Here is an 18,038-nt window from a genome sequence, read left to right as displayed (position 1 = left end):
GCCCCGGGCCGTTGAGCGGCGACCCGGCAGGCCTGCAACCCCTCCGGCCCGGGCGGGCCCCGTCCCCTACAGGAAGTACAGCGCCGCCAACACCACCGCAAGCACCCCCGCGAGGACCGCGATCAGCGCCGACGACGTCAGCACATAGGCCCCGCCCACGCCCATCGCCGTGCCGTTGACGAGCTTCACGACCTCGGCGGGGGAGGGGCGCCGGGAGCGCCGGTCCGCGTTGTCGTCCTCGTGCCGTGTCCGGGTCTTCCACTTCATGAGTGCCCTGCCTCCTTCACGCTTGTCAAAAAGGGGGCGATTTCGAGCCGTCGGCGTGCAACTCCCGCCGCGTGGAGGAAAAGTGCCGCCTTCCTTGCACGCGAACGGCCTGTGGAGGGACCTATAGGGAGACCGAGCCGAGGAGGTGGCTGCGTGAGCCCTCTAGGTGTCCACGGGGCCGTCCCACCGGAGTTCTCCGAGTTCTTCAGAGCGGAATACCCCCGCCTCGTCCGCGGCCTGGCCGCGGCCGGGGCCACGGTGGAGGAGGCCAAGGACGTCGCGCAGGAGGCCATGCTCGAACTCGCGGGCATCTGGCCGAACTGCCGCCGCCCGTACGGCTGGGTCCGCAAGGTGGCCTGGCACAAGTACCTGAAGATCGCGGAACGCGACCGCAAACGGACCAACGGCGAGTGGCAGGCCTGCCTGTGCCCCCAGGCCGTCCAGAGCTACGACGATCCGGACGAGAAGGAATGGGTGCGCCAGCGCCTCCTCGAACTGCCCCCGCGGCAGCGGGCCGTGGTGGCCCTCTACGTGGACGGCTACTCCACGGACGAGATCGCCGAGCTGCTCAAGACGGAAGTGAGCACGGTGCGCAGCCACTTGCGGCACGCGCGGACCGCGCTGCGGCGCAGCATCGAGGGCGAACAGCCGGAGGGCGGACCGTGACCGCCGTGCCCAGGAAGAACGAGCCGGGCCCATGAAGAACGAGAGGGAGGAGGCGCACATGCGCATGGGGGACAGCCGGAATCCCACGTCGATCCGTGTCAGCCCGCCGCCTCGGACGGGCGCCGAACTGAAGGTGCACCCCGCGTTCGAACGGTATCTCCAGAAGGTCCGGTCCGAGGTCGACGCGGACCTCACGTCGGACGAGGTGGAGGCCCGGCTGCGGACGGTCCTCGACGCGCACGCGCGCGGCCGGGGCGGGGCACGGGAACTGGAGGCCTACACCTCCGACTTCGGCGCCCGCGCCGACTGGGTGGTCTACGGCCTCCAGATCGTCCAGCTCTGGCTCGCGGCGATCGCGACGTCCGGGTACGCGGGGGCCGGGCCGCGCCGCGACGAGGTCGACGACCTCGTCGTGGAGACGGTGGCACGCTCGGTGAACACCTTCCGCGACCAGCTGGAACGGCCGGAGAGCGCGCTCCCGCCCGGCACGGCGGGGACGGAGGCGAAGGCCGCGTTCCTCACGGAGTGCGTGCGGCATCTGCCCTACGCCTACCGGGCGAGCAGGCTCATCGACATCGGCGCGCCGGACGACGCGTTCCAGGACACGGGCGAGCCGCGCCTCGTCCAGCGGGTGGGGGCGGCCGCGACCGCCGAGGGCGGAGCGCGACTGCGCCGCGTCGGAGGCGTCGAGGAGTACGACATGGACGAGGTGGTCGCCCTGACCCGGCGCGCGGTCCGCACCGCGGTCGAGCGCCACCCCGACATCGTCGGCCCCGGCTTCCCGCCCTGACCCGCCCGCTCACGGCAGAGACGACCCCGGGGGGATCGGACCATGGACGGATACGACGCGAAGGTGCGGCGGGTCCTTCGGCGGTCGTACGAACTCGACCACGGACACTACGCGATAGGGATCGAGGTGCTCCCGTACAAACTCGCCGGTGTCATCGTCACCAGCGAGGGAGTGGTGACCGCCCGGTCCCGTACGGACCTGTCCGACATGGAGCCCGAGGCGGTCGTCCAGCGCGCGGCCGCGCTGATCCGCTCCCTCGCCGACAGCAAGCTGGGGCGCTCCTTCCCCCGGAACCGGGTGTGCGTCGGCGTCCAGGTCGGCGGGCCCGTCGACGCGGACACGGGCCTGGTGCGGCACCTGGTCAACGGACCCGACGACCACGGGACGGAGAAGCCGCCGCCCTACGAGTGGGTGGAGTTCCCGCTCGGCCCCCGGCTCATGGCCGCCACCGGCTGGGACACCGTCGTCGAGAACGACGCGCACGCCTTCGCCGCCTACGAACAGACGCTGGGCGTGGGGCGCCGCGCGGACACCTTCGGCGTCGTGCTCGTGCGCGACGGCGTGGGCGCGGGCATGGTGGTGCGGCGCGAACGCCTCAGCGTGCCCATGGAGTTCGGTCACCTGCGGGTGTGGCCGCAGGGGCGCGTCTGTGACTGCGGCATGCGCGGCTGCATCGAGAGCCAGGTCGGCAACCGGGCGCTGACCGGGGCGATCAAGGACATCACGGGCCGTGAACTGGACGGTCTGGAAGCGGCGGTGGACCTCGCCGACGGCGACGACCCGCACGCCTTGGCCGCGGTCGCCGCCTTCCGCAAGGCGGGCACCTCGGTCGCCCGCGGACTCGCGCATCTGCTGACCCTGTTCGGCCCGAGCCACGTCGTCCTGTACGCCGCCGACAGCCTGCTCATCAGCGGCCGCGGCCACCGCGCGGCGAACGCGTTCCTGAGCGCGGTCGGCACCTACCGCTCGTACGCCTTCCACGACAACCGCGACTGCCACCTCGTCACCAAGCCACTGGTCGCCGACCGGGGCGCGCACGGCGCGGCCCTCATCGCGCTGCAGAACTGTTTCGGAGTGCGGCTCCAACCCCACTGAGCGCCGCCCCACCCCTTTAGGAGAAGACCCCATGGATCCCTTTCCCTCCCTTCCCACCCTTTCCTCCCTCGGGCCGTCCGCCGGCCTCTTCGTCGGGCTCGACGTCGGCGGTACGAAGATCGCCGCCGGAGTCGTCGACGCCGACGGGCACGTCGTGGAACGCGTGCCCGCGGTGCCGTGCCCCGCGGCCGACCAGGAAGCGATGCTCACGACGGCCGTGCGGCTGATCGAGGCGCTGCGCTCCCGCCACCCCGGTGTCGCGGGTGTCGGCGTGGGCGTGGCCGGGCTCGTCGACTGGCCCGACGGCCGCGTCCGCACGGCCCCCAACAGCGCGTTCCGGGACGCACCGCTGCGCGGACTGCTGGCGGACGCGACCGGCCTGCCGACCGTGGTCGACAACGACGCGAACACCGCGTGCTGGGCCGAGTACCACCTCGGACACCGCGCCTCCTACATGGCGTTCGTCACCGTCGGCACCGGTGTGGGTGGCGGCCTCGTCCTCGACGACCGGCTCTTCCGCGGCAGGACCGGCATCGGCACCGAGATCGGGCACATGATCGTCGACCCGCACGGGAGCGAGCGCTGCGGCTGCGGCACCGTCGGCTGCCTGGAACCCCTGGCCTCCGGCCCGGCACTGGCGCGCTACGCCACACCGGCGGCGGGCCCGGACCGGCCCCGGGTCACGGGCGAGGACGTCACCGCCGCCGCCCAGGCCGGGGACCCCGCCGCGCGGGCGCAGCTGGCCCGGGTCGGCCACTGGCTCGGCATCGGCATCGCGACCCTCGTGAACCTCTTCGACGTCGAGCTGGTCGTCCTCGGCGGCGGCGTGGCCGAGGCCGGTGAACCCCTGCTCACCCCGGTGCGCGCGAGCTTCGAGCGGTACGTCACCGCGCGCGCCCACCGCGCCCTGCCGGACGTCCGGCTGACCCGCTGCGGCCCGGGGGCGGGGTGGGTCGGCGCCGCACTCCTCGCCCGCGACGGCAACTGCCCGCACCGCCTGGAGACCGAGCGCACGGCGGTCGGCTGAGCCCCGCCGGGCGTCACACCTTCCGGTAGCGGTACGCGTCCTGCGCCGCCGCAGCCACGGCGGTGAGGTCCGCTCCCGTCGACGCCGTGACGACCGCCGCGACCGCGCCCTCGACGAAGGGCGCGTCCACCAGGCGGGTCAGGGCGGGGAGTTCCTCCCCATCGGCGATGAGGGCCCGCACGGTGAGGACGGCACTGCCCAGGTCGGCGAGGATCGCCACGCCCGCGCCCCGGTCGACCCGGCGGGCGGCGGCAGCGACGAGGTCGGAGCTGGTGCCGAGGCCGCCGTCGGCGGTGCCGCCCGCAGGAGCGACGGGGGCGGCACCGCCACCGCTCGCGAGGCCCAGGGCGAGGGCCGCGACGGACTCCGCCACGGCGGCGCTGTGGGAGACGAGGACGATGCCTACGCGTTCGTCCGGGTGCTGGCCCAGGTGCTGGCCCACGTGCCGGTCCGTGTCCCGGGGGCCGTCACTCACCGGGCGTCTCCCCGGTGGCGGTGGCGGTGGCTTCGGCAGCGTCGGCGAGGGCCTCGAACAGCAGGGCCGAGGAAGCCGCCCCCGGGTCCTGGTGGCCGACGCTGCGCGCGCCCAGATAGCTCGCCCTGCCCTTGCGGGCCTGGAGCGGGATCGTCGCCAACGCCCCCTGGCGGGCCGCCTCCCGGGCCGCCGCGAACGACGTGGGCAGGGCGTCGGCGCCCGGGACCAGCGCGTCCAGCATCGTCTTGTCGCCGGGCGCGGCGCCACCCAGGGCGGCCACCGCGGCCACGCCCGCGCGCAGCGCGGCGGCGAAGTCCGCCGCGCTGACCTGCGGCTCCGCGCCCAGCGCCGTGCCCGTGCGGCGCAGCAGCGTGCCGTACAGCGGGCCGGACGCGCCACCCACCGTGGAGATCAGCTGCCGCCCCGCGAGGGTCAGGACGGCGCCCGGGGCGGCGGGTGCCTCCTTCTCCAGGGCGGCGACGACGGCGGTGAAGCCGCGGCGCAGATTGCCGCCGTGGTCGGCGTCGCCGATCGGCGAGTCCAACTCGGTGAGCCGGTCCGCCTCGCGCTCCACGGCCGCCGCGACCGAGGTCAGCCAGCGGTGGAAGAAGTCGGCGTCGAGCACGGGGCCTCCTCGCGTCGGGGGTTCGTGGGACGTCTCCGCGGCGGGCGGCACGCACCGCACGCGCGCCGGTACGGGGGTGTCACATGCCCCAGCGCAGCGCCGCCGTGCGTACCGGCGCGTCCCACAGGCGCAGCAGCTCCTCATCGATCTGGCACAGCGTCACCGAGGCGCCCGCCATGTCGAGGGACGTCACGTAGCTGCCGACGAGGGTGCGGGCCACGGCCACGCCGCGCTCGCGGAGCACGCGGTGCACCTCCGCGGTGAAGCCGTACAGCTCCAGGAGCGGGGTGGCGCCCATGCCGTTGACGAGGACGAGCACCGGGTCGCGCGGGCCGAGGTCCTCGACGACGGCGTTCACGGGGAAGTCGGCGATCTCGCCGGACGTCATCATCGGCCGCCGCTCGCGGCCCGGCTCGCCGTGGATGCCGACGCCCAGCTCCAGTTCGCCCGCGGGCAGGTCGAAGGTGGGGGAGCCCTTCGCGGGCGTGGAGCAGGCGCTGAGCGCGACGCCGAAACTGCGGGAGGTGTCGTTGACGCGCCGGGCTATCGCCTCGACGCGCGCCAGCGGCCTGCCCTCCTCGGCCGCCGCGCCCGCGAGCTTCTCCACGAACAGGGTCGCGCCGGTGCCGCGCCGCCCCGCCGTGTAGAGGCTGTCGGTGACCGCCACGTCGTCGTCGACCAGGACCTTGGCGATCTGGACGCCCTCGTCCTGGGCGAGTTCGGCGGCCATGTCGAAGTTCAGTACGTCACCGGTGTAGTTCTTCACCACGAACAGCACACCCGCACCGCTGTCCACGGCGGCCGCCGCACGCACCATCTGGTCCGGCACGGGCGAGGTGAACACCTCGCCGGGGCACGCGGCCGAGAGCATCCCGGGCCCCACGAACCCACCGTGCAAGGGCTCGTGCCCCGAGCCCCCGCCGGAGACGACCGCGACCTTCCCGGCGACGGGCGCGTCCCTCCGCGCGACCACGCGGTTCTCCACGTCCACGGCCAGCTCCGGATGCGCGGCCGCCATCCCCCTGAGCGCGTCCGCGACCACGGTCTCCGCCACGTTGATGAGCATCCTCACGGGTACCTCCTGGTGAGCTTAACAGGTGGGCCTGAAACGGGCGTTGTAGCTGGTCAAAGGGCATTGCGCGAGTTGTGGATCGTGGCGGTTCGTGGCGGTCGGAAGCGGCCTCCGGCGGTGCTGATGCTGACCCGTTGCAGACCTTGGTGACGGGTCGTCAGGCTTGCGAGCCGGTTGGACGCGGGTCGGTGTGAGTGCTGCCATCTGCAGTATTGGCCTTGCGGCGGCGAAGGTCACGTGCGCGGACGCTCCGCAGGGGCCCACGTGCCCGTGACCGCTCTCTGTCGGCTCCGTCAGGAGGGGCGGCACGAGCACGAGGTTGGCTCGGTGGGGGGGGCAGCGGCGGGCAGGGCACTGCGGCGTGACGTTCAGCAAGAAGAGGGTGCTCGAATGTCTTGGCGACCCGGTGTGCGGGAATCCCGGTCCGGAGATCTCAGCAGCGCGTTGGAGCCGAAGTTTCCCGTATTGCTCCAACGTGTACCCTCGTCGATCTCTTCGCCGAACTCGGCATGGGCCGGATGCACGACGGATCGACCCGGCGCCGCTGAGTGGCGGAGATCCTCGATGAAATGCCGGCCGAGCCGCACGAGGAACCTGCCTATCTCCCAGAGTCGTTCCATAGGTTGATCGACCGCCTGATGAGCTCCGCCGACGCCCTGAACGAGGCGCCTGACCGTCCGAACGCGCTCCGCCAGCTCAATCAGATACTGATCAGGGAGGCTTCGAGGCATCTCAATGTCCGAAGTCAAGCAGTCAAGGCGCTTGGGCGAAAGGCAGGAGGTCGCGCGATTCAGCTCGGGCTCACTCCGAGAGGTGCCTTAGACCGTGTCCTATGTGGTGAGTCGGAGGAGGCGTTTGGACACGCCGCCAGCCTGCGGACCGGAGGCCGGGCCCTTGCCGGTTTCGGCGGGGCGATGGTCACCCCGGAGGCCGTCGCGGCGGCCGCGGCCCACGCCGTCATCCGACGCGGGGCGGATCCGCGTCCCGCGCAGGATGACGAGCAACTCCTGACCCGCTAGCGATGACGCCTACGGCTCGGAGCCGAAGGGACTCACAGGGCGGCGTCCTCGTGCCCTCTGGCGGGCCAAGGGAAACGTTTTGCGCACGTTCGGGTGATCTACGTATGTGACGCATGTCCGACGATCTACCTGCGGCGTTGTGGGGTTCGGCTCGCATCGGTCGAGCCGGTCTTCACCTCCGCCGTCGCGAAAGGCACATCGCCATGCGTCGCACCACCGCCGTCCTCCTGGGAACCGTCGCGTTCCTCGGCCTCCTCGTCACCCCCGCCTCCGCGGCCCCCGGCCCCGGCACCGTCGACGCCACCGCCGCCTCGGCCGTCGCCACGGTCCAGAACCTGATCACGGGTCTCGTGGTGACCGTCACCAACGTCACCGGCACCCTCTAATCGCCTTCCCCCGGCGCGGGCACCGCCCGCGCCGGGTCGGCCCGAATGAGAACAGAAACGTTCCTAGCGCCCGTTCGGGTGAAACAAGGCCTATCAGTGGCTTTGCCGGGTAACTCGGGAAAACCTGAGCAACCCCCCTCCACGTAAGGACTCCCCGTGTTGCGCCTACGCGCCATCGCCTTCGCCGCCGCCTGCGCCCTGACGTTCCTCCTCGCCACTCCCGGCTCCGCCTCCGCCACGACCGGTGAGTTCCGCTACCAGTACGTCGACTCGAACGGCGACCTCAAGAGGGACAAGCTGTTCGAGCCTGAGAGCAATCAATGTCACAACATTTCGGATACGACCCCGGACGTGACCGCGGAAAAGCCCGCGCGCTCGCCTTACAACCGCACGGACGACAAGGCGTACGTCTACTCGGAGCCGGACTGTGAGGGCACGGAGTACGTCCTGCGCGCAGACACGGGCGAGGGCGGTGCGGACATGAAGTTCCGCTCCGTGTACTTCAGCGACTGACATTGACGCTCCGGTTCCGACCGGACCAGGGCCCGCACCGGCGCATCAGCCCCGGTGCGGGCCCTGACGCACGTCCAGCTCCGCCCACACCGTCTTCAGCGGCTCCAGCCCCAGCTCCACGCCCCACCGGTCCGAGAGCGCCGCCACGATCAGCAGGCCCCGGGCCGTCTCCTCCTCGCCGCCCGGCTCCCGCACCTCCGGCAGCCGGTCACCCCGCGTATCCATCACCCCGATACGCAACACCTCGACGCTCGCGGCCAGCGAGACCCTGAAGTCCCGCGCGGGCACACGCCCGTACACCACCGCATTGCTCGCCAGCTCGGCGATGATCTGACCCGTGGCCTCCAACGGAAGCCCCCACGCCCGCAGTTGCTCCGTCACCAGGAGCCTCGCCAGACGGGCCCCTCTACGGGTACTCGACAGCTACACGCTGAAGCGACGTACAGGAGCGGGCACTTGGCCCTTGGGGCGGGTGATTTCTCGGTTCACACAACTGGGCGTGGCCGCTCGCGCTTAGACCGAGTCCTACACGGTCAGTTGACAGTTGTGCCGAGCATGGGGAGTGGACGGTGGGGATGGATCGTTCTGGACGGGCTGTGGGAGCTTGCCAGGCCGTTGCTGCCGCCGGCACGGGTGCGCCCGCAGGGCGGCGGGGTTGCGAACATTGATGACGAGGCCGTCTTCGCTGCGATCGTCTACGTGCTGGTCAGCGGATGCGCCTGGCGCGCTTTGCCGCCCTGCTTTGGCGCGTCGAAGTCGACCGTGCACCGCCGGTTTCTCATCTGGTCGCGTGCCGGAGTTTGGGGCCGACTGCACCAGCGGGTTCTCCAGCTTCTGGACGAGCAGGGCCTGGTGGACTTGTCCCGTGCAGTCCTCGACTCGGCTCACGTCCGCGCGAAAAGGGGGGGGCGAACTTGCAGGTCCGAGCCCGTGGACCGGGGTAAGCCCGGTTCCAAGATGCACATCCTGTCCGATGCGGACGGCCTGCCCCTCCGAGTCGGACTCTCCGCGGCCAACACCCACGACAGCCTTGCCCTGAAGCCGATGCTGTCCCATTTCCACATGGGACACGAAACCTACGCAGCCGATTCCAAGCCCACACGGCTGCACGCCGACAAGGCGTACGACATTCCTCACCTGCGGCGATGGCTGTGGGGCAAACGCATCGGCGTCCGCATCGCCCGCAAGGGTATCGAGTCCAACGAACGACTCGGGCGACGAAGGTGGGTGATTGAACGCACCATGTCCTGGATGACCGGCTACCACAGACTCACCCACCGCTATGAGCGCCACCCCCGCAACTACCTGGCCTTTCTTGGCCTCGCCGCCGCACTGTGCTGCTACAAACGTTTACTCAAACTGACCATGTAGGACACGGTCTTAAGCGTCAAGCGGCCTCGCGCTGATAGCAACTGACCGGCTTGCTACTTGGACGCCTCCCCACGATTGGACCCAACGGTCCCCACAGCAGGGCCAAACGGGCTCTCTGCGAGCGGATGAGATGCAAGAAACTGGACGCACGCAGGGGGCAGTCCGTGCTTCCGTGAGGACGGCCGTCGATCCCTCCCTGGCAGAGGGGCAGTCCCGAAGTGTCCCTCCCGGTCCTGGCAGCATCGTCTCGGGGAGGGGCGAGCGCAAGGACCGGATGTGGCGCCTGGCTGGACATCGCGGCGGCTCACCCGCTACCGCCCGGCTGGGACCATTTCGGTGGGACGATCCGCATGGCCCGCGCCAAGCCGCTTAGAACTCCTAACGCAACGTGGTTCGCAGGCGTCGCCAGCAGATGAGTGAGCAGGCCAGTTTCAGGAAGGCTTCGTGGATGTCGGCGCGGGTTTCCCAGCGGATGCGCAGGCGGCCGCACCAGTGCAGCAGTGCGATGGCCTGTTCGGCGACCCACCGTGTGGTTCCCAGTCCGGCGCCATGGGCGGTGCCGCGGCGGGCGATGACGGGCTTGATGCCCCTTGCCCAGACCTGGCGGCGGTAGCAGTCGTGGTCGTAGCCGCGGTCGGCGTGGATCTCCCTGGGCCGCTGACGGGGCCGGCCGCGTTTGCCGCGGATGCGCGGCAAACGCGGCCAGCAGGGGCATCAGCTGGGTGACGTCGTTACGGTTGCCGCCGGTCAGCGTCACAGCCGGCGGGATGCCAGTGGCGTCGCAGATCACGTGGTGCTTGGAGCCCGGCCGACCGCGGTCGACGGGGCTCCGTCCGGTTTTGGGCCGCCTTTGAGCACCCGGATGTGGGAGCTGTCGGTCACCGCCCGTGACAGGTCCAGGCGGTCGGTGGCCCGCAGTTCGTCCAGCAGTACCTCGTGCAGCCGTTGCCATACTCCCGCGTTGTTCCAGTCCCGCAAGCGGCGCCCGCAGGTCATCCCGGAGCCGAGCCCGAGCTCCTGGGGCAGCCATTTCCACTGGATGCCGGTGTAGAGGACGAAGGGGATGCCGCACAGCACCTTGCGGTCCTGCAGCACCTTCTTCCGGCCCGGTCGCCGTGCTCCTGCTGGTGACATCGGCAGCAGCAGCTCAATCCGTGACCACAACTCATCGTCAACCAGCCAGGGTTGAGGGTTCGCTTGCCCACACCCAAGCAACCGCCACGACTCTCCGGAAGTCACGGCTACCCGTATTGCGTTAGGAGTTCTTAGAGCACTGGCGGGAGGTAGCGGGGGAGCGGCCGCTTGTCTCGAAGCACGGCCGCTAGGGTCGACGCGCCGACAGGCCAGTGAGAGCAGGACAGCCTGGGTGTGGGGAGTGCCTCACCCCGCTGCTTGCGTTAGGGGCCCTGCGGCGGAGTCCCGGAGGACGGGTGCGTTTCCGATATGAGCGGGCAGGTGCCCGGTGCCCTTGAGCTTCGACATGTCGTCGACGATGGCGAGGGACTCAGCACCGAGGATGGCTTTCATGCTGGTGAGCGACTCGATCATCACGGTTCGTTCGTCGCTGCGGAACAAAGTGGTGACGGCCGGGGTGAGGCCCGAGGGGCGGTTGGACAGAGAGGTCTTGGGGGCGCGTCGCGGCAGCGGGGGCCTGTGATGCGCGCGGGCGCGCGGTTGCACACCGATGCAGAACGCGGGTCGCGCGGGGTGGGGTTGCGCTTCCGTGGGGTTCACAGCTGCGGAAAGAGAGATGTGCCGGCGTTGGGCGGCCGGGAAGAGTGAGCCCTTTCCAACCTGGGGAGGGAGTCGATCCGTAAATATGTAGCGTGTCATTGCAGGCACCGGGGCACTGTCTCGGTGACCCGTGTTGCACTGCCTCAACCGCTTCGGCCTCGCGCCTTGGTGCCCGGAGACCTCGTCGTCATCGCGTCGTTGTCCGGGCCGCTCGATGTCAGGTACGTCCCCGATCTGGAGCGGGCGGTAGCCGTGCTCGAGCGGATGGGATTCCGCGTGCGTCTCGCGCCGCTGCTCGAAGCCGGGCGGCGCCATCGGTGGAGCGCGGCCCGGCCGGTGGAGATCGCCGAGGAGCTCAACGCTCTTCTGCGTGATCCTGAGGTGCGCGCGGTCGTCGCGCATGACGGCGGCGCGACGGTGCTCGGTTACCTCGACCTGATCGACGTTGAGGCGATCACGGCCGATCCCAAGCCGATCCTCGGCTACAGCGACATCTCGCTGCTGCATCTGGTGCTCTACGCGCACACGGGCCTGGTCGGATTCCACGCCGATCTGGCCACCCCTGGACTGGGCGGGCACTGGCAGGCCGCGCCGCAACGCGCCAAGCGGAGCTTGAGAAGCTCTACTCGACGCTGCTGAGCGGCCCTGAGGCGATCGGTCCGCTGCCTGCCAGTGCGTCGTGGGAGTGCTGGCGTGCCGGCCGCACCGAAGGCCGGCTGATCGGGGGGCTGATCAATCGCATCGTGCTGGCCCAGGCGACGCGTTACGCCCTGCCGCTCGACTGGTTCGACGGCGCGGTGCTCTTCTGGGAGGAGATGGGCGGCCACGCATCGCATGTGTGGAGCTATCTGCCGATGCCGGTCGGCATCCGCGTCGCCCTCGATGCGCAGCAACAGACGTTGTCGCTGCTCGAACCGGCAGTACGGGCCGCTCATGGCGGCGGTCCGATCGGCTGAGCAACGCGGATCAGTAAGGATTCCGCATCCTCAGGCTGAAGCGGTCAGCTCCAAGGTGAGGACCGCCTTGACCAGGTCAGTGACGCGGGGGGTGCGGCACTGGAGCTTGCGCAGGAGCCGCCAAGTCCTGAGGGTCGCCATGGCTTGTTCACCGGGCGCGCGGATCTTCACGTGAGCGCGGTTGACGGCCTTCTGCCCTGCGAAGAGCCCGCCCCAGCGGCGGCGATAGGGGAAGCGAACGGCGTGGCCAGCACCTTGGTACGCCCTATCCGCCCAGCAGATGACGCCGGTGGTGTCGAACGCGTCCAGTAGGCCGTGGGCGCGGGCGGTCCCGAGTGGACAAGCACAGCGAAGCTCCTGACAGAGAAGGTTGCTCTTGGTCGACAACCCATCCATCAGGGGCTTTGTCGTTCCACCGCATCAACTGCCTTGTCTCCCCACGAGGTTGGAAAGATCTCGCTGGCCGCTGTCTCGGGCGAGGCCGACGGGAAGAGCGGCCAGGTGCGCAGGGGGCACGGCGGGTGTCTTGCCGGGGCTGGAGGACCACCGGGTTCGCGCAGACAGGGTCGGCGGGGGTGCGGGGTGCCGGCCTGCGGCTCAGAGGGACGGGCTGGGGGCGGGTGGGGGCCAGCGGCGCGTGGGTGGCACGGTGCTGCTGACGCCGTAGTCCTTCTTGAGGTGTTCGGGGATGGCGTAGTGCATGACGCGGCCGCGGGTGAGGGAGGCGAGCTCGAAGACGGTGGTGAGGTGGCCGAGGTGGTCCAGGGCCCACGCGCCCAGTGGTGAGTGGTCCTCGATGGTCTCCAGGACGCCGAGCAGTGCGGGGACGGCTTTGACGAGGGCGTCCCAGGCGGTGCGGGGCACTTGGAGCCAGTCGGCGCTGGTGTCGCCGACGAGGTGGCGGATGAGGGCGGAGACGATCGGGTCGAAGAAGGTGCCCGGGACGACCTCCTCGTACAGGTCGATCAGTTGGCGGGTGAGGTGGGCGCCCTCGTCGGAGGGACCCATGTGGCGGAGCATGTAGAGGTCGAGGAACTGCCGGGCGTCGTCCAGGGTCGTGGGTACGGCAGCCTGGTCGACGCCGAGCATGGCGCCGACTACGCGCCAGGCGTAGAAGTACGCTTCGGCGCCTTCGGTGGTCATGTGGATGCCGAGCCGGTGGAGGCTGTCCAGGACGAGCAGGGAGAAGAACATCTGCCCGCCGATCATGTCCTCCTGGCAGATCGGCACTCCCAGAGCCTGGGCGTCCCAGCGGTCCTCGCGTGTCAGGTGGTGGCGGATGGAGGCGTGCAGGAGGCGGACCTTCTGCGCGGCCGGGATGAAGCGGCTGCCGGCTTCGAAGGCGCCGGGCTGCATCAGGTAGACGGTGAACTGGCCGGTCTCCGCCATCCGCTTGGACGGGTAGTTCAGCCCGTGTGTGGCCGACAGCAGCCGGGCGACGTGTGGCACGAGGTAGCAGGCGGGCATCGAGGCGAAGGACAGCGCGGTGGTGATGTGGACGTTGTTGTCGATGAAGAACAGCCGGGCCTTCTCCATCTCGTTCCAGTCGACCCACGCCGGGGGCACGCTGGTGGTGTGGAGGTACTCGCGGGCCACCTCCGGCAGCCCGTCGGGCAGCGGCGAGCCGGCGGTGGAGACGTAGCGCATCAGCGTGTTGAACGTGCCGACCTCCCCCCGCTCGAACAGCGTGGCGACCACCGCGTCGGCGAGCTCGTCCCCCGCCTCGCGCAGGGTGTCCATCGAGGTCTCGGTGTAGGGCATGTTGTTCCTTCCCCAAGGGCCTGCGGGGCGCTGGTGCCCTCGCGCGGGCAGGTCACGTACGGCGGTCGGTGGCGCGCTGGGCGAGGTCGGTCAGCGTGCGGCGGGCCTGCGCGGGGACAGCGGCCCCGCCGAGGTGACGCGCGGCCTCCCGCGTCCGTGCTGTGATCAGGTCCTCGACCTGCTGAGGGGCCTTGAGCTGTGCCATCAGTTCGCGGACCTCGCGCAGGTGGCTCTCGTCCAGGTCGCGGCGGCCCAGGACGGCGGCCAGGTGCTCGCGCTGCGCGGGCTGCGCAGCCTGCCAGGTGAGAGCCAGCAACGCGGTCGGGCGCCGGCCGCGGAGGTCGTCCAAACTCGCCTTGCCTGTGGACTCCTGCTCTCCGAACAGGCCCAGCAGGTCATCGCGCAGCTGGAACGCCTCGCCCAGCGCGAGCCCGTACGCGGACAGGGCCTGCCGCAGCCCCGGCGGGGCACCGGCGAGCAGGGCGCCTATGAGCAGGGGCTGCTCGACGGTGTACTTGGCCGTCTTGTAGCGGACGACCTTCAGCGACACCTCCGGGTCCGGGGTGCCACCGGTGGCCAAAATCTCCAGGCATTCGCCCGCGATCAGCTCCCGCGCGAGGTCCGACCACAGCGGCCGGGCCCGGGCCAGGTAGGCGGCGGGCAGGCCGCAGTCGGCGAACAGCTGGCCGGCCAGCGCCATCAGGTGGTCGCCGACCAGCATCGCCAGCGAGCGAGCGGCACCGTGCGCTCGCGGCCGGCCGGCGAGAGCGGCCCGCAGGGCGACGTGGGCGGTGGGCAGGCCGTGGCGCAGCGGGCTGTCGTCGATGAGATCGTCGTGGACGGTCGCCGCCGCGTGGACCAGCTCCATGGACGCCGCCGCCCGCAGCAGTTCCTCGTTGTGGGGCTGGCCGCCCGCCCGCCACCCCCAGTAGCAGAACGCCGCCCGCAGCCGCTTGCCGTGGCCCGCGGCCGCTTTCAGCTGCCCGGCCACCGGCTCCAGCGCCTCGTCCAGGCCCACGAGCCGCACGGCCTCCTCCTCCAGGAACCCGTGCAGGAGGGCGTCGACGCGCTCCTTGAACCGGGCCGGGTCCCAGCCCTCAGCCATCGCCGCCGCACGCGGCACGCCGCGCCACCACCCGCTGGGCCAGGACCTCCAGATGGGCCGGGGCGGCGGCCGGGGTGACGCGGTCCAAGGCGATGCGGCCGCGCGCCATCAGGTCCTGCTGCGCGTCTTGGACGAGCTCGGAGCCGTCGGAGCGGCGCAGTAGCTGCCTCACCGCTCCCATAGCGGACCCGGCGACGCTGAGCGCCAGGTCCGCCAGGCCGGCGGCGAGCCATAGCGCCTGCCGCTCCCGACCCGGCCCTGTTGGTGTCGATGCCATACCGTCCTCCTGCGCGATCGCGAATCCGCCACCTGCGGAATTCACGGTAGCGGCACGGAATTCGCGCTCCGCCGTGATTGCCCGATCGAGTGAAACGCAGCATCGGAAATGTGATAGTCGGCCTCCGGCCAGCCGGGCACGAGTGCCGAACGAGGTCCGGGTTGCCGGGTCCCTCCCGGGTTCACAAAGGCAACAGCAGACAGCCCCGGGGGCGGGCTGTTGACGGAAGGGCTTTTCATCATCGGTGCCACTCGGGGTGCGCTGCCCGGACCACGGGAACACTGTCGCCTGGCCGGCCCCGTGGGCCGCCCGGTCGGAAGCCGTGACCCATGTCGCGATGATCGGCCTCGGGCCCTGTCAGGCGGCCGAGGCCCGCCTGCGTACGGTTGCCCAGACCGGTCGTGCGGGTCTCAGGAACAGCGCCGCGTGCGGCGCGACATCTGTGGTGGGGACCTCGAATCGGAAACGCTGGGCGAGGGTGGCGAGCACCAGGGTGGCCTCGACCAGCGCGAAGCGGCTCCCGAGGCACCCGCGCGGGCCGCTGCCGAAGGGGAACCAGGCGTGATCGGGGATCGGCTCGGAGGTGTCGGGGTCCCAGCGTTCGGGGCGGAACGCGTCGGAATCCGGGAACCAGCGGGGGTCGCGGTGGGTGACCCACTGGCTGCACCACACAAGGGTTCCGGCCCGGATCGGTGTGCCGCCCAGCGTCGCTCCTTCCCGTGCGCGGGCGGGAACGGCCCACACGGGCGGGTAGAGCCGCAGCGCCTCGGTGACGATCTGCCGGGTCCAGACGAGCCGCTCGTAGTCGTCGGCGCAGGGCAGCCGGCCGCCCAGGACGTCCGCGAGTTCGGCTTCGAGGCGGGCACGCACCGCCGGGGCCTGGGCCAGGAGATACACGGTCCAGGTCAGAGCCGTGGAGGTCGTCTCGTGGCCGGCGGCCCAGAGACCGACCGCCTCGTCACGCACTTCCTGAGGTGAAAGCATCCCTTCCTGTTCGTCACGGGCCGCGAGAAGTCTGCTGAGCAGGTCGTCACGGGTCGCGGCATCGGATGACTCCAGGCGTGCCCGGATCAGGCGGTGCATCTCCGCGTCGACTGTCGGGACCGCGGCGAGCAGGCGCCGTCGGTGTGGTGTGGGTACCCAGGCGGGCAGGAAGAGGCTGATGCTGCGCAGTTCGTGGCCCACCGCCTGCACGGCGGTGTCCACCGCGTCGCACAGTCGCTGTGCTTGTTCGCCGATGTCGTTGCCGAAGAGGGTGCGCACCACGATCCGCTGGGTGATGCCGGCCATCTCGGCGGCGACGTCGATCCGGTCGCCGTCGCGCCACCGGTCGGACGCTGCACGTGCGCAGGTGGCCATGGTCGTGGCGTACGCGCGTACCTGGCGCGGCCGGACGGCGGGCTGGAGGAGCGCACGCTTGCGCCGCCACTGGCTGCCCGTGCTGCGAATGAGGCTCTGCCCGGTGATCTGCTGAAAGGCCCAGCCGATCGCCGCGATGTCGAACGTGTTCTCGCGTGCTGCGAACACCTCGGCGATGTGCCGGGGATGGGACAGGAACACGTTGCGCAGGGGGCCCAGTGACCAGGTCACGGCGTCCCCAAAGTCATCGCGCAGCCGCGCCAGGAACCCCAGCGGGTCCTTCCCGAAGGGCACGAGGTTCCCCACCCCGGGCAGCCCCCGTGGGCCGCGGACCGGGACCAGCGGTGGTGGTGTGCAGGCGGACAATGGGAATCTCCTGAGGTACAGCGGACGGGCGCCACTACCGGTGCGATCGTGTAAAGGAGAGTGTCAGCTCGCGCAGCCGTCCGAGAGCGGTGCCACGCTTCGGCGCCGTGCGGCATGGTGCGGCGCAGCGTTGTCCACGGTGACACCGCCAGCCCGCGTGTGTGGTGTTCCGGGCCGGCCGCGCCGACCGGCCCGGAACTTCCATGATCAGGCTCCTTCTCCGCCCCGCACAGCCGGGCTCGGGGCTTGCCTGCGGACATCACACCGTTCTATCTGCTGCATACCCACGCGGGCGCGCTCCGGAGCCGAGGTGACCCCAAGAGGCTGGCAGCCTTCGTCCTCGACCCACGTCGTCAGTGGGCCCTGCCGAACAGGTCCTTGGTTGATACGGCGGTGTCCGAAGGCGAGCTGACGCGTCAGCAGGTCGAGCACGAGACCCCAGACGATCTTGGCGTGCTGGCGGCGCCGGCAGTCTCAAGGAATCTACGGGTGGCACGTGCCACGGCGCTGCCGCCGACACGGCCCGCCAGCGCGTGGCCAAGTACATGCTCGCGACACGGCTGGAGCAGCTGCGCGAGCTCACCCCGAGCACGGCCGGGGCGATGATCACATGACCGAGCCAAGCGGCATCGACCTTGCGCGCCAAGCCCTGGTCGCGGCCCAGGAAGCGGCGGACAAGAACGGCAACACCCAGACGAGGAAGCCCAAGCGGCGCACCACCGCCGTCGTACGGCGTGAGGGGCGCGAGCCGCTCGGGCTCGGCGCGGCGATCGGCATGATGATGACCGAGCGCGGCCTGACCGCCCCGGCCGCCGACTGCAGCGTCTTCATCCGGTTCGACTCCATTCTCGCCACGGCCGTGCCCGAACTCACTGGCCGCGCCCAGGCGGTGGCGTTCGACGCGGACACCGGCCGCCTGGACGTCAGCCCTGACGCCCGGCCGTCGGCGCGAAGCTGCACTGGAGCACATCGAAGCTGATCGCTCAGAAGAAGCCGAGCTTCTTCGGCGAGTACGACACCAGGAGGTTCTTGGTCTGCTGGTGGTACACGCTGCTTAGCGCGCTGCGCAGTGGCGCCGCTGGTGCGACGCCTCGGCCACGTTCCGGGCGGAGCGGCACGCGAGCCCGTACCTGATCCGGGCGGTGCTGATGTCGCGGAAGTGCGCGATCAGCGC

Annotated in this window: 19 protein-coding genes and 2 pseudogenes; 10 read left to right on the top strand and 11 right to left on the bottom strand. The window is 70.8% G+C overall.

Going from position 1 to position 18,038, the window contains the following annotated elements; all coding sequences use genetic code 11:
- Positions 1-66: 66 nt before the first annotated feature.
- Positions 67-267, bottom strand: a complete 201-nt coding sequence (locus AC5WAM_RS04150; protein ID WP_172381722.1) for a hypothetical protein — start codon at positions 265-267, stop codon at positions 67-69.
- Between the two features lie 153 nt (positions 268-420).
- On the opposite strand from AC5WAM_RS04150, the gene AC5WAM_RS04145 reads away from it, so the two are divergent.
- From AC5WAM_RS04145 to AC5WAM_RS04130, 4 genes are read left to right on the top strand one after another with little or no spacing between them, the layout of a single operon-like run.
- Positions 421-933: an RNA polymerase sigma factor gene (locus AC5WAM_RS04145; RefSeq protein WP_366794840.1), complete on the top strand. Its 513-nt coding sequence runs from the start codon at positions 421-423 to the stop codon at positions 931-933.
- A gap of 31 nt (positions 934-964) precedes the next feature.
- Positions 965-1,723, top strand: a complete 759-nt coding sequence (locus AC5WAM_RS04140; RefSeq protein ID WP_495521610.1) for a hypothetical protein — start codon at positions 965-967, stop codon at positions 1,721-1,723.
- 42 nt (positions 1,724-1,765) lie between these two features.
- Complete coding sequence (locus AC5WAM_RS04135; RefSeq protein WP_366794842.1) at positions 1,766-2,818, top strand: ROK family protein; 1,053 nt, start codon at positions 1,766-1,768, stop codon at positions 2,816-2,818.
- A gap of 31 nt (positions 2,819-2,849) precedes the next feature.
- Positions 2,850-3,845: an ROK family protein gene (locus tag AC5WAM_RS04130; protein ID WP_495521609.1), complete on the top strand. Its 996-nt coding sequence runs from the start codon at positions 2,850-2,852 to the stop codon at positions 3,843-3,845.
- 13 nt (positions 3,846-3,858) lie between these two features.
- Here the strand turns inward: AC5WAM_RS04130 and AC5WAM_RS04125 are convergent, their stop codons facing one another.
- The 3 genes from AC5WAM_RS04125 to dhaK form a co-directional block, all read right to left on the bottom strand.
- Positions 3,859-4,275 (bottom strand): PTS-dependent dihydroxyacetone kinase phosphotransferase subunit DhaM, encoded by a 417-nt coding sequence (locus AC5WAM_RS04125; protein ID WP_495523499.1) that lies wholly within the window; start codon positions 4,273-4,275, stop codon positions 3,859-3,861.
- Positions 4,276-4,312: 37 nt separating this feature from the next.
- The gene (gene dhaL, locus AC5WAM_RS04120; RefSeq protein WP_366794844.1) at positions 4,313-4,945 is read right to left on the bottom strand and encodes a dihydroxyacetone kinase subunit DhaL; all 633 of its coding nucleotides are present in this window, start codon (positions 4,943-4,945) and stop codon (positions 4,313-4,315) included.
- A 79-nt stretch (positions 4,946-5,024) separates the two neighbouring features.
- Entirely contained in the window at positions 5,025-6,017 is a 993-nt protein-coding gene (gene dhaK / locus AC5WAM_RS04115) for a dihydroxyacetone kinase subunit DhaK (protein WP_495521608.1), read from the bottom strand.
- A 1,222-nt stretch (positions 6,018-7,239) separates the two neighbouring features.
- Between dhaK and AC5WAM_RS04110 the strand changes: the two genes are divergently transcribed.
- Both AC5WAM_RS04110 and AC5WAM_RS04105 read left to right on the top strand, forming a co-directional pair.
- Positions 7,240-7,422 (top strand): hypothetical protein, encoded by a 183-nt coding sequence (locus AC5WAM_RS04110; protein ID WP_495521607.1) that lies wholly within the window; start codon positions 7,240-7,242, stop codon positions 7,420-7,422.
- Positions 7,423-7,578: 156 nt separating this feature from the next.
- Positions 7,579-7,935 carry a hypothetical protein gene (locus tag AC5WAM_RS04105; protein ID WP_495521606.1) on the top strand — a complete coding sequence of 119 codons (357 nt, stop codon included), beginning with the start codon at positions 7,579-7,581 and terminating at the stop codon, positions 7,933-7,935.
- Between the two features lie 45 nt (positions 7,936-7,980).
- Here the strand turns inward: AC5WAM_RS04105 and AC5WAM_RS04100 are convergent, their stop codons facing one another.
- The gene (locus AC5WAM_RS04100; protein ID WP_495521605.1) at positions 7,981-8,316 is read right to left on the bottom strand and encodes an ATP-binding protein; all 336 of its coding nucleotides are present in this window, start codon (positions 8,314-8,316) and stop codon (positions 7,981-7,983) included.
- 174 nt (positions 8,317-8,490) lie between these two features.
- Here AC5WAM_RS04100 and AC5WAM_RS04095 point away from each other — a divergent pair, with 174 nt between their 5' ends.
- A complete protein-coding gene (locus AC5WAM_RS04095; RefSeq protein WP_495521604.1) occupies positions 8,491-9,306 on the top strand; it encodes an IS5 family transposase in 816 nt (271 codons plus the stop codon).
- 378 nt (positions 9,307-9,684) lie between these two features.
- Here AC5WAM_RS04095 and AC5WAM_RS04090 read toward each other — a convergent pair.
- Positions 9,685-10,485: pseudogene (locus tag AC5WAM_RS04090) on the bottom strand (IS5 family transposase).
- Positions 10,486-11,208: 723 nt separating this feature from the next.
- On the opposite strand from AC5WAM_RS04090, the gene AC5WAM_RS04085 reads away from it, so the two are divergent.
- Positions 11,209-11,679, top strand: coding sequence for an LD-carboxypeptidase (locus tag AC5WAM_RS04085; RefSeq protein WP_495523498.1), 471 nt, complete (start codon positions 11,209-11,211; stop codon positions 11,677-11,679).
- A gap of 104 nt (positions 11,680-11,783) precedes the next feature.
- The gene (locus AC5WAM_RS04080) at positions 11,784-11,996 is read left to right on the top strand and encodes a hypothetical protein (protein ID WP_495521603.1); all 213 of its coding nucleotides are present in this window, start codon (positions 11,784-11,786) and stop codon (positions 11,994-11,996) included.
- Between the two features lie 30 nt (positions 11,997-12,026).
- Here the strand turns inward: AC5WAM_RS04080 and AC5WAM_RS04075 are convergent.
- The 5 genes and pseudogenes from AC5WAM_RS04075 to AC5WAM_RS04055 form a co-directional block, all read right to left on the bottom strand.
- Positions 12,027-12,323: pseudogene (locus AC5WAM_RS04075) on the bottom strand (transposase family protein); the annotation flags it as partial.
- A gap of 270 nt (positions 12,324-12,593) precedes the next feature.
- Positions 12,594-13,757, bottom strand: coding sequence for an oxygenase MpaB family protein (locus AC5WAM_RS04070; RefSeq protein WP_495521602.1), 1,164 nt, complete (start codon positions 13,755-13,757; stop codon positions 12,594-12,596).
- Between the two features lie 52 nt (positions 13,758-13,809).
- The gene (locus AC5WAM_RS04065) at positions 13,810-14,862 is read right to left on the bottom strand and encodes a polyprenyl synthetase family protein (protein ID WP_495523497.1); all 1,053 of its coding nucleotides are present in this window, start codon (positions 14,860-14,862) and stop codon (positions 13,810-13,812) included.
- Positions 14,855-15,139: a polyprenyl synthetase gene (locus tag AC5WAM_RS04060; protein WP_495521601.1), complete on the bottom strand. Its 285-nt coding sequence runs from the start codon at positions 15,137-15,139 to the stop codon at positions 14,855-14,857. Before AC5WAM_RS04060 ends, AC5WAM_RS04065 begins: the two co-directional genes overlap by 8 nt.
- A 357-nt stretch (positions 15,140-15,496) precedes the next feature.
- The gene (locus AC5WAM_RS04055; protein ID WP_495521600.1) at positions 15,497-16,864 is read right to left on the bottom strand and encodes a cytochrome P450; all 1,368 of its coding nucleotides are present in this window, start codon (positions 16,862-16,864) and stop codon (positions 15,497-15,499) included.
- A gap of 610 nt (positions 16,865-17,474) precedes the next feature.
- Here AC5WAM_RS04055 and AC5WAM_RS04050 point away from each other — a divergent pair.
- Positions 17,475-17,843, top strand: coding sequence for a DciA family protein (locus AC5WAM_RS04050; RefSeq protein ID WP_495521599.1), 369 nt, complete (start codon positions 17,475-17,477; stop codon positions 17,841-17,843).
- Positions 17,844-18,038: the final 195 nt, after the last annotated feature.

It is taken from the genome of Streptomyces sp. JLYT201, from assembly GCF_059448825.1.
Note: the sequence above shows the minus strand (reverse complement) of the source record. Positions and strands in the feature narration are given on the sequence as shown.